Origin of the sequence: Acinetobacter sp. ANC 3882, assembly GCF_022549545.1 — a bacterium.
GTDB lineage: Bacteria > Pseudomonadota > Gammaproteobacteria > Pseudomonadales > Moraxellaceae > Acinetobacter.
Genome location: NZ_JAKZGB010000013.1, coordinates 1 through 14,943, shown reverse-complemented (window position 1 = coordinate 14,943; position 14,943 = coordinate 1). Strand labels below are relative to the sequence as shown.

Sequence of the window (14,943 nt, the reverse complement as noted above, 5' to 3'; positions counted from 1 at the left end):
CGACCAGAGAACACCTCATGCGCCGCAATTTTATTAGTCTCAAAATCGGAGCCATTTTGTTCCTGATTTTGATTTTTTATATTGGTCTATTCTTTATTTCAAGTTTAGTCACTGAACGACAAAGCTATCAACAACAAGTCATTCATGACATTGCCAATGAACAAATTCGCCCACAACAAATCGTCGCGCCTTATTTAAAACTTCCCTATCAAGTTCAAACGACGTGCACCGACGAACAGAAGAAAACCTACCAATGTACTCAAACCCTTTTCGTCGCTTTAGGTGCAGAAACAACAGATTGGACAGCACAATTTAAGGTGTCAGACAGTACCTATAAACGCAATATTTATAAAGCCATCAGCTATCAAAATTCGATGTCAGGCAAAGGCCTATTTAAAGCTGTCGATAATGAGGCAAAACGTGATTATCTGTGGGAACAGGCTGAAATTATTTTCCCGATTCAAGATGCACGAGGGTTGAATGCCAAACCAATATTCAATATTGATGGTAAAGCCTATAAGTTTGATTTTTCCGAGCAAAGCCAAGGACAACGTGGTTTTGACATCATGCATATTAGCGCAAAACAATATCCTGAGCTGATTCAAAAGTTCCAGCAGGGTTTTAAATTTGGCTTGCAGTTTGATCTTGAAGGTCTCAGTGAGTTTAGTTTTATTCCAACCAGCTATGAAATGACCTATCAAGCCAAGGGCAACTGGGGTGATGTTAAATACGATGGGCAAAGCTTACCGTTTAAAAAGTCCAGCGCCAAACAGCAATTCCAAGCCAACTGGAAGAATATTGCGCTTGGTAAACGTAATTTAGAAAGTGTGTCACTGTGTGAAAATAGCCAATGTTTTTATCAAACCCTCAACCCACAGAATGTCCCAACAGGCGCGGCTTATGATACGAATACACCCTCAAATATTTCAGGTATTTCGACTCAATTCTTAGAACCTGTCAATATTTATACCCAAACCGATCGTGCCATCAAATATGGCATCATGGTGATCATTATTACTTTTGGTTGCTTCTTCCTGTTTGAAGTTTTAAAGCAGCTCAAAATTCATCCCGTTCAATATGCACTCGTCGCCATGGCACAAGGTGTATTCTTCGTTCTATTGCTTTCAATCAGTGAATACTATGCCTTTTCTCTGGCTTATCTGGTCGCGGCAGGTGCCTGTGTCGGTCTCATCACTTGGTATTTATACTTTGTTGTGAAGGGCATGAAAGCTGCTCTCTTCTTCGGTATTTTGCTGGGGGTACTATACGGCATGATGTATCTGTTACTGCAATCCAGCGGCAAAACTTTCCTATTTGGTTCCATCCTCTCCTTCATTCTAATTGGCTGTGTCATGTTCATCACCCGTCATGTCAATTGGTATCAATCCGAACAACAAAGCGTCTAAACGGTGTTTGGGCGAAAGCTTATCTTCGCCCCTTTTATAAAATCGACGAGGAATAAAAAATGTATCAGACCAACCATTCGACATTGAGCCAGATGAAACAACTTTGCCCTGCTCATAGTTCAATTGCCACATGCTTAAATCAATTACGCCAAGCTAAAATTCAATTTCTTAATCTAGGCAATATCATTATTTGTCCACAGTTACGCTGCATCTTATTTTTTCAACAACGCAATTTAATGGAAATAGAAACTTTTTTAGCCTGATTTATACAAAATTACACTGCGGCTGAATCGCATCAAGTACAATCCTAAACACAATTTTCGATTAGGTAGTTACTATGTCTGTGCAACGACTTCATGTCACTTCACGTTATTGCGAAGTCGCAATTTCAGGAAATCTTGTTCATTTAGCTGGTCAATTAGCAGATGATACGAGTGTCGATGTGAGTGCACAGACCCAACAAACACTAGACAATATTGATCGCTTGCTCGCAGAAGCAGGCACAGATAAAACTCATATTTTATCTGTCATTATCTTCTTAAAAGATATTGAAAAAGATTATACAGCTATGAATGCAGTATGGGATGCGTGGATTGCTGAGGGACATCCCCCAGCACGGACCTGTGTCGAATCTAAACTTTATGCACCTGATGTGTTCGTTGAAATGACAGTAACAGCGGTTCTTCCTTAATAGGATTTCACCGCAAATTCATTATATTTCATCATTCGATCCGCTTTCGCAATTGGCATTGATGTTGTGGTGGAAGCGGTTGAGACCTTCGCGGATTCAAACAGATCAGGTACTAAATCTTCTCTGAGCTCTTGCTCTGTTGGAATACTGCTATAACGCAATACTCGATAGCCCGCCAGCTCAAGTAAACTGTCTTGATAGTGCTTTTGATGTAGGCGGTTCACATAAGATTCGTCGGCAATTTCGATAATCGCAAGCACTTGATGCTGTTGATCTAAAACCACAAAATCAGCAACCAAACCCTGATATTTACGACGTGTATGTGCGAATTTTGTGGTCAAAAGTGCATCAAAAGAAACATGTGCCAACACGGTATGACGCGGTAAAACAGCCTGTAAACGCATGAGTGTAATCTGTTCTGCGATATTCAAAATACCACGGCGTTTGAGTGGACTATCCTGACGCCTGTTTTGTTGTAGGCGGCGAAGCGCAAGTGCTGTGATCAACAGCAACCCAACTATTGTTATAAAATAATACATTTCTAACCAATCCCTTTAGATTTTTTATAATCATTTTGGCTTTATGCCAATTTTTTTAATCAATAACAGCGATAGCAAAGTCATTTTGCAGTGCAAACTTAAGTTTTTTAATCGTGTTTTCCTAGACGACCAAAGTCGTAACAGCCCTCTGCTCTTTATTTATAATCATTACACACCCAATATTCAAGTCGTTATTGTCAGTTTATGTTTCTATGACTTATAGTTTTACGGTTAATTTGTGAGCAGTCGATTATTTGTAAATAAAAAAAAGCATGGTGAATTCACCATGCCTTCTTCAACAGCTCATTAACGAGATGCTTTGGCTTTCGACTTGGGTTTGCCTGAAAATGGTCTTTTCTCGCCAGTTTCACGCGGTGGTAAACCTGTATGTTGCGTGAGCAGCTGACCTTTCTGTGGATGTTTCTGACCAGACTGTGGGCGAGATTGTCCTTGACCACGTTTTGCCGAATCTCCTGCAACAGAGGAATTCTTTTTACGCGCCGATTTATATTCACCTTCAGCAGTACCTTGTGGCTGATAGGTTGGAATCAAATGCTGCTTTGAATTTCCGATTAAATCTACACGCCCCATTTCTTTCAAGGCTTCGCGTAATAAAGGCCAGTTGTTTGGATCATGGTAACGCAAGAACGCTTTATGCAAACGACGACGCTTTTCACCTTTAACGATATCCACATTTTCCGTATAACGCGCCACCTTAGACAATGGGTTTTTGCCTGAGTAATACATTGTGGTCGCGGTTGCCATTGGTGATGGATAGAAAGTCTGAACCTGATCGGCACGGAAACCATTCTTTTTCAACCAAATCGCCAAATTCATCATGTCATAATCCGTGGTACCCGGATGTGCAGCAATGAAGTATGGGATTAGATATTGTTCCTTACCCGCTTCCTTACTGAAACGCTCAAACATTTGTTTAAAGCGGTCATAAGTTCCGATGCCTGGTTTCATCATCTTCGATAATGGGCCGTTTTCGGTATGCTCAGGCGCAATTTTCAGATAACCACCGACATGGTGCTGAACCAGTTCTTTGACATATTCAGGGTTTAATACCGCAAGGTCATAACGTAGACCAGAACCAATCAAAATTTTCTTCACGCCTTTGATTTCACGCGCTTTACGATAAAGCTGAACCAAAGGGGCATGGTCCGTATGCAGGTTTTGACACACCCCAGGGTAAACACAAGACGGTTTACGGCAATTCTTTTCAATTTCAGGGTCTTGGCAATGCAAACGGTACATGTTTGCTGTTGGCCCACCTAAGTCTGAAATAATGCCTGTGAAGTTTGGTGCTGTATCACGAATCTTTTCAATTTCACGTAAAATTGAATCTTCCGAACGGTTTTGGATAATGCGTCCTTCGTGTTCAGTAATCGAACAGAAAGTACAGCCACCAAAACAACCACGCATGATATTGACAGAGAACTTGATCATATCAAATGCAGGGAAACGCGCATTGCCATAAGCGGGGTGCGGTAAACGTGCATAAGGCAAATCAAAAACGTAGTCCATTTCCTCAGTGGTTAAAGGAATTGGCGGTGGATTGATCCAGACATCACGCTCACCATGACGTTGTACCAATGCACGGGCATTACCCGGATTGGTTTCGAGATGCAAAATACGGTTGGCGTGCGCATATAGAACCTGATCATTGGCCACTTCTTCATAAGAAGGCAAACGGATCACGGCCAGTTCACGTGGTGGTAATTTATGTTTAATCGCTTTCGATGGCGCAGGTTTAAGCTGTACGATCTGCGTATCTGGATCTAAATTGTCGCCTTCACGTACGATCGGATTGGCAACGAATTCTTTCTGAAAGTTCTGATATTGTGCCAGTGAGTTGCCTTTTTCTTTTTCAACTTCACAGCCATCAATATCTTCAGTCATCACATAAGGGTTGATGATCTGATCAACACGCCCGATGGTATCGACATCGTTACTGGCGATTTCAACGAATTTTGCTTTCGATTTTTTATTATGTTTATTGATAATAAATGCAGTGCCACGAACATCAGTAATCTCGTGAACTTTTTCACCTTTGGCTAAACGATGCATCACGTCAATAATGGCACGCTCACCATTACCATACATCAATAAATCAGCCTTTGAATCCATCAAAATTGAACGACGTACTTTGTCAGACCAATAATCATAATGTGCGATACGACGTAAGCTGCCTTCAATCCCACCGAGCAAAACGGGTACATCAGGGAAAGCCTCACGACAACGTTGGCAATACACTGTTGCTGCACGATCTGGACGCTTGTTTGCTTCATTATTAGGTGAATATGCATCATCAGAACGGATTTTACGATCTGCCGTATAACGGTTGATCATTGAATCCATATTGCCTGCGGTCACGCCCCATGCGATAGTTGGTTTACCTAAAACGCGGAAGCTCTCTGCATTGGTCCAATCTGGCTGTGCAATGATTCCGACACGGAAGCCTTGTGCTTCAAGCACACGCCCAATCACACCCGATACAAATGACGGATGGTCAATATAGGCATCACCACAAACCAAGATAAAGTCACACGCATCCCAGCCGAGCAGATCCATTTCTTCTCGTGACATCGGCAAAAATGGTGCGGGTTCAAAACACGACGCCCAATATTTGTCGTAATCAAACAGCGCTTTTGGCGCGGTCTGCATGGTATAGGCAGTAGACATAGCTTGCGAATCTCGGCTAGCAGATGGAGGAGAGACATCTAAAGATGAAAGCCGATCATTTTAACATGAATTTCATTCATTTTCCCTGTTTATAAAATATTCAAGAACAAGGAGATAACAAATAATTTGTATAAAGTTTAAACAAAATATAAATATGAGCCTCAAACTGAAGTTTTAACTAATAGGAAGCAGTACTGGTTATTCCATTTGATCGAATCACTTCTTTGACCGTATAACCCGACTCAATATAGCCGTTACCTCCAGAAACGATTTGACCATTCGCCAAAGTTGCTTCTAGCCGATACCCCCCCTCGCCTTGTACAAAAAACTGGGTTGCGATGGTCTTGTTATTTTCGAGTGGCTGAAAAAAGATTTCATGCTGCACACCTGTTGTTTGCACATGTAGCTTCAACACACTAATCGTTTGCCCACTTTGATTTGAAATTTGCATGCTAACTAGGGGTGTAAACCAAGCACTAAAGCCCGTGGTTAAAACACCCATAGCAAAACTGATTATTAACGAAATAATGATCAGGAACACAATCCAGATCTGTTTAACCCTTGTCATTCTAATACTTTAATTTTTGATTTATTAAATAAAACTCTAAAGCATCATCCATAAAAAGCAAAGTTAATCCGATTAGCGCATCGAAAAAAACCTCAACCGCAACGCCAAGACTAACCCAAAGGCTAACACCACCGCCACCATTAAATTGATACCGCCCCAACCAAAGTTTTCCCAAACCAAACCCGCACTACTCCCCAGTAAACTTGAGCCAATGTAATAGCAAAATAAATAAAGAGAAGAAGCGACCGCACGATATTGTACAGCTTGCACCGATACCCAACTGCTGGCTGTTGAGTGGGCGGCAAAAAATGAAAAAGTAAAAATAATTAAGCCAAGTAAAATCGTCCAAAGAGATGGAATTAAAGTAATTAATAAGCCAAGCATCATGGTCAGTAACAGCACTGGCAGCACTTTATCTCGACCATATTTAAAGCTCCACTGTGCAGCTTTGGGAGAACTATAGATCCCTGCCAAATAAGCAATTGAAACTAAACCAATCCATGTTTGCGATAAGTGAAAAGGTGCTTCTAATAGGTGGTAGCTGATGTAGTTGAACACCGTCACCAAGCAACCCATCAAAATAAAGCCTTGAGCAAACAGGATCCGCAATTTAGGATCTTTTAGATTTTGCTCAAAAGCAGCTTTAAAACGGGAGAATCGAAATGGATAAGGCTTAAAATGTTGAGACTTTGGCAGTAATAAATAGAATAAGCAGGCAATAATAAAATTCAGCAATCCAATCGCATAAGTTGCTGCTTGCCAAGAAATAAAGTCAACCAAGACCCCAGCAATCAAACGTCCGCCCATTCCCCCAATGGCTGTGCCAGAGATATACAACCCCATTGCAAAGCCAATATCTTGCTGTGCAATTTCTTCTCCAATATAAGTCATGGCCACAGCTGCAACGCCACTCACGGCTAAACCGATCAAAACACGGGTACTCAGGAAGACTTCCCAAATCGGAAAAGAGGCACTGATCAGCAGTAAGATCGACACCAGAAACAAGGCAAATACCATAATCGGTTTACGGCCAAAGCGATCAGAAATAAAGCCTGTGAACAATAGACCTATTGCCAGTGCAATAGTGGAAAATGATAAGGGAAAGCTGCTATGTGTGGGTGTGACGTGAAAGAATTCTGCAAAAATCGGCATCATTGGCTGTACGCAGTACAAAGATGAAAATGACGCAAAACCAGCAAAGAACAATGACCATAAAATCGCAGTAAACGATTTCGAACCATATTCAATATGGGTTGGACGTACAGCTGACTCAGACATTGGAACTCCTTATGTCCAATCAGTATACGCCTTCGACCGAAATGAGGAATGATCATTTCGGCCATTTTTTACCTAAAGTTTAAAATAATGCTTTGGGTAAGCGAATTTGGATGATCTCGTTATCATCGGCAAGTTTCGCATTTCGACCCGATGAACCTGGGAAATTATTGTCATTCAGCACGGTGAGCGTTGTGCCATTTTCAATAATCACATCTTCAATGGTTTCAAATGGGAAGGAAAATACATTGCCCGTTCCAATATCCCCATCTCTTGCGGTGCCGTATAACCCATTTGGATTGGCAATTTTGATTAAATCGACCAAGTTTTCGCGTGCTACCACTTGCTTCGGCTCATTGAACTTAATTCGAATCAGTTTCTTATGTCCTCCAAGATTATTTTGGCTGACATCCCGTTCAATGATAATGCCTTCTTTATCATTAAATAGCTGAAAATCTCCGATATTGGTGGCTTTACTGTCAAGTACAAACCAATAATAGAGCCCTGTATAGGCTTTTTTCTGGAGATCAAACTGAGAAATTAGCAGTCTTCCCGTCGCGTCATTGACGAGTGGCTTTTCCAGTAACGGATATAAATACTTACCATCTGGAGAAATCGCCATCCCTTCGAAGCCACTACTACGCCCAACCAAAGGCTCAACATAATTAATATTGGCTTTGTTTAACTGATTTTGTGGCGAACGTAATTCTTGAGCTGGATTAAATGGATTCGGCAAGGCAATCGGCGCATCGATTAACACCCCTTCTGCGGAAAAATGCAGTAAGAATGGACCAAATTCATCGCCAATCCAATACGTACCATCTGGCGCACGTTGCATCGATTCAGGATCAAAATCAGCTCCCGTCAATAAACGTTCTGCGGTATTGCCATTCACAATCTCGAAAGGAATACGTTTGTTCGGATCACGTAACTGAATAAAGCTTTGCACAGTGACCTGCCCAGTGCCTTTGGTTTTGGTTCTAAAATCGGCTTTGATTTTATAAATGCGTAATAAGAAATCCGCTGAATTGTCTTGTGTACCAAAGCCATTATCAGCCATCGCCATATAACTGCCATCATCATTTTTTAAAGCGGCAGAAAAGCCTTGTACAGGTTGCCCTTTAAATGGCGGATAAATGCCATTCGCGCCACTGACGGCTTTACCTGAGTCAGGCCCTGCCGCATATGTTGCTACGGGTAATTTGGCAAAAGAAACCAAGGTAGGTTCTGTCACTTTGTCTGTCGATGAAATCTGATCTTGATTATTGTCATCATTACAGGCAGTTAAACCTAAAGCGGCACAGCAGAAAAGCGCCAATACAGTTTTCTTGTTCATGGTTTTATACATTTGGTAAAAAATTATGCACATTTAAACAAGCTTTGATGACGCTTTTACTGCAATAACGTGAAATCTTTGTGGCGGGAAAATGACAACGTAACAGAGGGATGCCAGCCATGAATTAAGGAACTTTCATTTCACGCTGTACGGCTACAGTTTAGTCGGTGAATATTCTCCAGCAATTGCAGCCTTTAAAAAATTCTGAAAAGTCGGACACTGCATATGGTTGTCTGCGGGGCACACTGCCGCATGTCTCAGTCCTTCGCTGATAAAGTGCAAGCGTCGTGTCATCTGTTCCAGTTGTTCTGCCTTGTCATTCAGCATCTTACGATCCAACTCAGGTCGACCATCTTGCCCAAACATATGCGCAATTTCATCTAAAGAAAAGCCAGCCGCACGCCCCAATGCAATCAATGCCAATTGATCCAATACCTGCTTGGCATACTGTCGACGTAAGCCATGCCGACCAATCGATTGAATTAAACCTTTCTCTTCATAAAACCGTAGCGTTGATGTGGCGACATTGGCTCGTTTAGCAACTTCAGCAATATCCATAAATACCTCTTGACTTCAAGTTGACTTGAACTTGCACAATAAATTTATCACGTTTTGTACAGAGAAGATCAAGGTGGAAAAATGAAAACGTTTGAACTGCTATTCCATACCTTCTGTTTAGGTGTGGGCGCAACATTCATTATGGATATTTGGGTATTTATCTTAAAACAATTCAATATCCCAACACTCAATTTTGCTCTGCTTGGCCGTTGGGTCGGTTGGATTTTTCGGGGTCGGGTTTTACATACATCGATTGCACAAAGTCCAACCATTCAATATGAATTCCGCTTAGGCTGGATTGCACATTACAGCGTGGGAATCTTATTTGCATTCGGGTTTATTTGGGTCGTGGGCGATGCATGGTTATTACAACCCCAATTTTTGCCTGCCTTCAGTTTTGGACTGATTACCGTACTAATTCCATTTTTCATTATGCAGCCAGCCATGGGTGCAGGCTTTGCCTCAACCAAAACATCAAAACCGCTGATGAACTGCCTTCGAAGCTTGATCAATCACAGTCTATTTGGCTGTGGTTTATATCTTACTGCTCAATTACTGCAACGCTTTCAATAAGGATGAACCATGAAATCTATTGCCATTATTTATCATAGCCGCCAAGGGCATACCCAATTTATCGCACAGCAAATTCAGGTTGGTGCAGCACAGGTCAAAGATATAAAAATCGATTTATTTACAGCAGAACAGCTGATCTCTCAGCCAGAATTATTGATTCAATATGATGGTTTAATCTGGGGTACACCAACCTATTTAGGTGGGGTTTCAGGCACCTTAAAGCAATTGATGGACGCCACTGGCCCACTTTGGAAAAAGCAAAATTTCAAAGGCAAATTCGCCGCAGGTTTTACCGTTTCCTCTCTACCAGCAGGCGATAAACAATCTACACTCATTTCACTTTTCACCTTTTGTATGCAACACGGTATGATATGGGTGGGCAATCCGATCCTGCCAGAGCAGCATCAAGGCATCCCTGATACACAGGCTGCCAACCGCCTAGGTTCTTGGTCTGGATTAATGGCACAAGCTGAGCATGCCAGTGCAGCCAATGCCTTTCTATTTGGCGATATTAAAACGGCTCAACTATTTGGACAAAATTTTGCATTGAGTTTAAGTGCATATCAAGGAGTGATGATCACGTGAAGGCGGCAAGTCTTTTATTTCCACTTATCCTATCCTGCATGATGTCATTTTTGATCTCAGGTATTACCACTTTAAAAGCAGTTGGCTTTATCGATCACTTCTTTTCAATGTGGATGTCAGCATGGATTGTGGCGTGGATGTTTGCATTTCCAAGTGTATTGATCTGCGCACCAATTGCACAAAGGTTGGTGGGCTTTATCCTGAAAAAACGTTAATCACCATAAATTTAGCTTTGGTAAGCGATGTAGGTGAAAACGTATAACTACTGCGGTCTTTGGTGAATATACAATGCAGCGTGTATGACTTACTCTATTAAACATAGAGAGACAGGATGTGGTCGTTGACAGGAGTTGACGGCAACAAACCTCATATGAGAAAGCCTCGACAGGATGTCGGGGCTTTTTTATGGCTCTCGAATTAAGCTTAGTATATAAAAGCAAACGATTTACCCAAACAGTTAGCATTGACTCGGTGCAATTCCCTACCTACCATCCGCATGTTTTTATATATGATGGTCAAACTTTTCAACGATGATAATTTACAACAAATTTTCTTTTTCTCGCTTTCACATTACTTTTGCTAAATTGAGCCTCATTTTTTTAAGTACTTGCCTCACTGTCGCGTGTACCACAACCAAAGCACCTACAGTGAATCACTCCCAGAAATTATCTTCAGGTATTCAGACTGCCTTTTCAGTGCCTCCAACCACAGCCAATCGGGTTGCACCGATTATCCTGCAAACAGCTGAACGTCATAACATTTCACCGCATTTATTGGCAGCTGTGATTCGTCAAGAATCTAGCTATAGAACTTATGCACGCTCTTCAGCAGATGCCGTCGGTTTAACTCAAGTTCGCCCAAAGTTCTGGCAACAATTTTGCCCAGGCGATTTATATGATGAACACGTCAATATTAATTGCGGTGCTTATATCTTAGCGAATTACTATCAATCGACAGGAGATTGGGCAAAAGCACTTGGTTATTACAATGTCGGGCCAACAGGCTATAGGAGAAGTCCGTATATGCGTCAACAAGCACAACGTTATGCCAGCTCGGTCAAACGTCATGAGCAATCATTGAAAGAAGTTCTGTAAAAGGTGCTGTTGTAAGTAAAAGCGTACATCAATTCAAGTGATTTGCGAATATCCGATCATTCGGTTATCCCCTAATATATGAATCATAGAGAGACAGGATGTCTCATTCCGAATAATAATAAGCACAGGACGTGGTCATTGACAGGAGTTGATGGCAAGAAACCAAATATGAGAAAGCCTCGACAGGATGTCGGGGCTTTTTTATACCCAATTTAATCCTAATCAATACAGTAAAATAACTCCTATTGACTCCGCAAAACCGAGTGAATACCATCCTTATAATTTTGGTTTTATTGGTTCTTGGTTTTGCACATTACATCGACTTACGCTGATCAACACATGGCCTTGAAAAAATTAGCATCGATTTTCTTAAAAATCAGCCTTGTGGTGCTTGCCATTAGTATGTCTGCATGTAGCAGTTTAAGTGGATCATTTGCCAATCGCTCGAATCAACTATCATCGGGATTACAAAATGCCTATTCCGTTTCCCCGAATACGGCAAATCGTTTATCACCTATGATTATTCAAAGTGCTGAACGTTATGAGGTGTCACCAACTTTACTTGCAGCCCTGATTCGCCAAGAATCCAACTACAACAGCTCGGCACGTTCCCCAACAGGTGCGATTGGTTTAACTCAGATCATTTCCAGTCATTGGCGCCAATCATGCCCAGGCAATCTTTATGATGAAAATGTCAATATTAACTGTGGCGCACATGTCCTCTCGACCTATTACAGATCAGCAGGTAGCTGGTCTAAAGCCGTAGCCTATTACAATGTAGGACCAACAGGCTACGAACGTAGCTTTTGGACTCGTCATAAAGCCAAAAAATATGCACGTTCGGTCAAACGTCATGAAAAAACCTTGAAGAAAGCTCTGTAAAAATAAGTGAATAGTAAAAAACCATGCGCGAAAGCATGGTTTTTTATTGGATCAAGAATGAGCTTAAGCTTCTTCAAAGAGTCCTTCAAACAAGACTGAAGATAAATAACGCTCTCCACTATCCGGTAAGATCACCACAATGGTTTTACCCGCATTCTCAGGACGTTCAGCAATTTGAGCTGCTGCTGCCAATGCTGCGCCACTCGAGATACCGACCAAGATTCCTTCTTGAGTTGCGCATTTTCTTGCCCACTCAATCGCATCGGCACTATTCACAGGTAGCACTTCATCTACCAAATCCAAGTCCAAGTTTTTAGGGATAAAGTTTGCGCCAATGCCCTGAATTTTATGTGCCGCAGGTGTAATGCTCTCGCCACGTTTAGTCTGAGTAATAATTGGTGACTCAGCAGGTTCAACCGCAACTGAATACAATGGTTTATTCTGAACCTGTTCAAAATAACGTGAAATCCCAGTAATGGTACCACCCGTACCTACACCAGCAACTAAGATATCCACTTGACCATTGGTTGCCTGCCAAATTTCAGGGCCAGTGGTGTCTGTATGAATTTGTGGATTCGCTGGATTCTCAAATTGTTGCGGTAAGAAATATTGCTCAGGATTTTCAGTGGCTAAACGAACTGCTTCATCGACCGCACCTTTCATCCCTTTCGCTGGATCAGTCAGAACCAGATCTGCACCTAATGCTTTTAATACTTTTCTACGCTCTAAACTCATACTTGCAGGCATGGTCAAGGTAATTGGATAACCTTTTGCTGCCGCAACGAATGCTAAAGCAATACCTGTATTACCACTGGTCGGCTCAACAATATGCATACCTGTTTTAAGCACACCACGTTTTTCCGCATCTGCAATCAACGCTGCACCAATACGGCATTTCACGGAAAATGCAGGGTTACGGCTTTCAACTTTTGCTAAGACCGTTGCACCCGTTTTAATTAGACGGTTGATACGAACTAAGGGAGTGTTACCAATCGCTTCGGCATTGTTTGAATAAACTGCGATACCTAGGTTGGCAGGCGTTGGAAATTGCTGATCGGTTGACATGTTATTTCCTTATTAGATTTGGAATGATTCTTAATCATTATAGGCTTGTGAACTTAGGAGGAAAGTAGAAAACGTTAAGATTTATGAAAAGTTATATTTTTAATAGAGTTAAATTATTAAGCTGATAATTCAGACAACAATAATAATTTTTAATCGTAAATGATAAAAATCTAAAACGATAAAAAATATACTTAATAACCCTACAAATAACAATGAAAGCTATTCTCAAATCCATTTATTTTCAATCAGCTCCATTACACTATATAAGCGTTTTTCTAAGCTATCTCTTCTTCGTCCCAGAGCAATGATTATCTCTCTTACACCTTCAGCATAGGGTGCCACTCCTAGAACTCGGGTTTCTAACAGAATTGAGCATGAGTTACCATCTGAAATCTCAATACGGTGATATGCATGTCGAGCTAGATTCTGTTCTGGAATTGAGAGTTCAGATAACTGCCTGTCTACCTCACGTACCGATTCAATCTGTTCAGCTGGAAGATCCAATGCTCTTGCCATAGCCACAGCTGTTCCAGGTATAGAGCTTTTATTAGCTTGATGGGATTCGGTGATACTTATCTGATATTGACTGAAATTTTGCCCACTTTTCTCAATCATATTCATAAATTTAAGCATTAGAATATTCGTGTTAGGGCATTGGATGACTGAGATGCTTAAATCTGCTAGTTTTAAACTAGCTTCAGTTGATAACTCAATTAAAATAGAATCGGTTTGTTTACAATAATCAATAACATCCTGTAACTCTCGTCCAGAACCAGCATGAATAACAATTGATGATTCAGACTGATATCTACGATCAGCCCAAGCAGATATCAAATATTTCTGTCCTAGGCGCAACTCTTTTAATAATTCAACGGCTAATTTTCCAGAACCAACAATATAAATATTTGTCATAGATTTAAATTTCTAAGAATAAAAATAGAATTTCAGTAAGTATAAACAGAGATCACATCTATATAAACTTTTCCATTACAGCCCTACTTTCTTTGCTTGTTCTTTAAGTTCTTCTGAAGTCATATCCGTATGGTGTGTTGCAAAAAACCACGAATGACCAAATGGATCTTAAAGCTCAGTCATCAAATCACCATGAAATTGTTCTTCAACTGGTCGGATCACCTTAGCTCCCGAAGCAATTGCTTGCTCAAAAAAGGCTTCTACATCTTTTACGTATACAAATAAATTGATCGTTGTTCCACCTAATGATTCAGGACTTTTGAAATTATATTCAGGATATTCCTCTCGTAGCATAAAACGAGCACCTTCAATAGACACATCCGCATGTGCGACCAAGCCACCATTGCGCTCAATGATATTGAGTACCTCTGCACCAAAAGCGATTTTATAAAATTCAAGTGCAGCAAATGCATTACGAACATTTAAATAAGGAATCACAACATCAACCATTCGATTCACCTCATTGTTATTTTTTTAATACTTATCTTTATAACTAGAATAACCTCTTAATGATTTAAAAAATCACCAATCAGGCCAATTTTTCCAACATATTATGTTTTTTGTTCTTATTCTTTTTATCTATGCAATAAAAAACACCCCCTCTGCGTTAGCGGAGGGGGTGTTAGTATTTAAAAGCTGGCGATGACTTACTCTCACATGGCAAGTGCCACACTACCATCAGCGCTAAGAGGTTTCACTTCTGAGTTCGGG

17 protein-coding genes are annotated in these 14,943 nt (G+C 40.9%); 8 read left to right on the top strand and 9 right to left on the bottom strand.

Annotated elements, in window-relative coordinates; genetic code table 11:
- The first annotated feature begins 17 nt into the window (after positions 1–17).
- From creD to MMO42_RS16950, 3 genes are all read left to right on the top strand, one after another.
- Entirely contained in the window at positions 18–1,406 is a 1,389-nt protein-coding gene (creD, locus tag MMO42_RS16960) for a cell envelope integrity protein CreD (RefSeq protein WP_241321435.1), read from the top strand.
- A 59-nt stretch (positions 1,407–1,465) separates the two neighbouring features.
- Positions 1,466–1,669: a hypothetical protein gene (locus tag MMO42_RS16955; protein ID WP_005291155.1), complete on the top strand. Its 204-nt coding sequence runs from the start codon at positions 1,466–1,468 to the stop codon at positions 1,667–1,669.
- A 74-nt stretch (positions 1,670–1,743) separates the two neighbouring features.
- Positions 1,744–2,097 carry a RidA family protein gene (locus MMO42_RS16950; RefSeq protein ID WP_241321434.1) on the top strand — a complete coding sequence of 118 codons (354 nt, stop codon included), beginning with the start codon at positions 1,744–1,746 and terminating at the stop codon, positions 2,095–2,097.
- Here MMO42_RS16950 and MMO42_RS16945 read toward each other — a convergent pair.
- From MMO42_RS16945 to MMO42_RS16920, 6 genes are all read right to left on the bottom strand, one after another.
- Positions 2,094–2,636: a DUF2726 domain-containing protein gene (locus MMO42_RS16945; protein WP_241321433.1), complete on the bottom strand. Its 543-nt coding sequence runs from the start codon at positions 2,634–2,636 to the stop codon at positions 2,094–2,096. The genes MMO42_RS16950 and MMO42_RS16945 overlap by 4 nt on opposite strands.
- Positions 2,637–2,942: 306 nt before the next feature.
- On the bottom strand, positions 2,943–5,324 hold the full coding sequence (locus MMO42_RS16940) for a YgiQ family radical SAM protein (protein WP_241321432.1): 2,382 nt from the start codon (positions 5,322–5,324) through the stop codon (positions 2,943–2,945).
- Positions 5,325–5,502: 178 nt separating this feature from the next.
- On the bottom strand, positions 5,503–5,892 hold the full coding sequence (locus MMO42_RS16935) for a hypothetical protein (protein ID WP_241321431.1): 390 nt from the start codon (positions 5,890–5,892) through the stop codon (positions 5,503–5,505).
- Between the two features lie 72 nt (positions 5,893–5,964).
- Positions 5,965–7,170: an MFS transporter gene (locus MMO42_RS16930; protein WP_241321430.1), complete on the bottom strand. Its 1,206-nt coding sequence runs from the start codon at positions 7,168–7,170 to the stop codon at positions 5,965–5,967.
- 79 nt (positions 7,171–7,249) lie between these two features.
- The gene (locus tag MMO42_RS16925) at positions 7,250–8,503 is read right to left on the bottom strand and encodes an esterase-like activity of phytase family protein (RefSeq protein WP_241321429.1); all 1,254 of its coding nucleotides are present in this window, start codon (positions 8,501–8,503) and stop codon (positions 7,250–7,252) included.
- Between the two features lie 153 nt (positions 8,504–8,656).
- Positions 8,657–9,061: a helix-turn-helix domain-containing protein gene (locus MMO42_RS16920; RefSeq protein WP_005291137.1), complete on the bottom strand. Its 405-nt coding sequence runs from the start codon at positions 9,059–9,061 to the stop codon at positions 8,657–8,659.
- A gap of 81 nt (positions 9,062–9,142) precedes the next feature.
- On the opposite strand from MMO42_RS16920, the gene MMO42_RS16915 reads away from it, so the two are divergent.
- From MMO42_RS16915 to MMO42_RS16895, 5 genes are all read left to right on the top strand, one after another.
- A complete protein-coding gene (locus tag MMO42_RS16915; protein WP_241321428.1) occupies positions 9,143–9,634 on the top strand; it encodes a DUF2938 domain-containing protein in 492 nt (163 codons plus the stop codon).
- Positions 9,635–9,643: 9 nt separating this feature from the next.
- Positions 9,644–10,219 carry a flavodoxin family protein gene (locus tag MMO42_RS16910; protein ID WP_241321427.1) on the top strand — a complete coding sequence of 192 codons (576 nt, stop codon included), beginning with the start codon at positions 9,644–9,646 and terminating at the stop codon, positions 10,217–10,219.
- On the top strand, positions 10,216–10,434 hold the full coding sequence (locus MMO42_RS16905) for a DUF2798 domain-containing protein (protein ID WP_005291128.1): 219 nt from the start codon (positions 10,216–10,218) through the stop codon (positions 10,432–10,434). The genes MMO42_RS16910 and MMO42_RS16905 overlap by 4 nt, the downstream gene beginning before the upstream one ends.
- A 315-nt stretch (positions 10,435–10,749) precedes the next feature.
- On the top strand, positions 10,750–11,313 hold the full coding sequence (locus MMO42_RS16900) for a transglycosylase SLT domain-containing protein (RefSeq protein ID WP_005291127.1): 564 nt from the start codon (positions 10,750–10,752) through the stop codon (positions 11,311–11,313).
- Between the two features lie 339 nt (positions 11,314–11,652).
- Positions 11,653–12,195, top strand: a complete 543-nt coding sequence (locus tag MMO42_RS16895; RefSeq protein ID WP_241321426.1) for a lytic transglycosylase domain-containing protein — start codon at positions 11,653–11,655, stop codon at positions 12,193–12,195.
- Between the two features lie 63 nt (positions 12,196–12,258).
- Here the strand turns inward: MMO42_RS16895 and cysK are convergent, their stop codons facing one another.
- The 3 genes from cysK to MMO42_RS16880 form a co-directional block, all read right to left on the bottom strand.
- Entirely contained in the window at positions 12,259–13,260 is a 1,002-nt protein-coding gene (gene cysK, locus MMO42_RS16890; protein WP_241321425.1) for a cysteine synthase A, read from the bottom strand.
- A gap of 225 nt (positions 13,261–13,485) precedes the next feature.
- Positions 13,486–14,172 carry a dihydrodipicolinate reductase C-terminal domain-containing protein gene (locus MMO42_RS16885; protein ID WP_241321424.1) on the bottom strand — a complete coding sequence of 229 codons (687 nt, stop codon included), beginning with the start codon at positions 14,170–14,172 and terminating at the stop codon, positions 13,486–13,488.
- A gap of 168 nt (positions 14,173–14,340) precedes the next feature.
- Positions 14,341–14,682 carry a VOC family protein gene (locus MMO42_RS16880; RefSeq protein ID WP_241321423.1) on the bottom strand — a complete coding sequence of 114 codons (342 nt, stop codon included), beginning with the start codon at positions 14,680–14,682 and terminating at the stop codon, positions 14,341–14,343.
- Between the last annotated feature and the right edge of the window lie 261 nt (positions 14,683–14,943).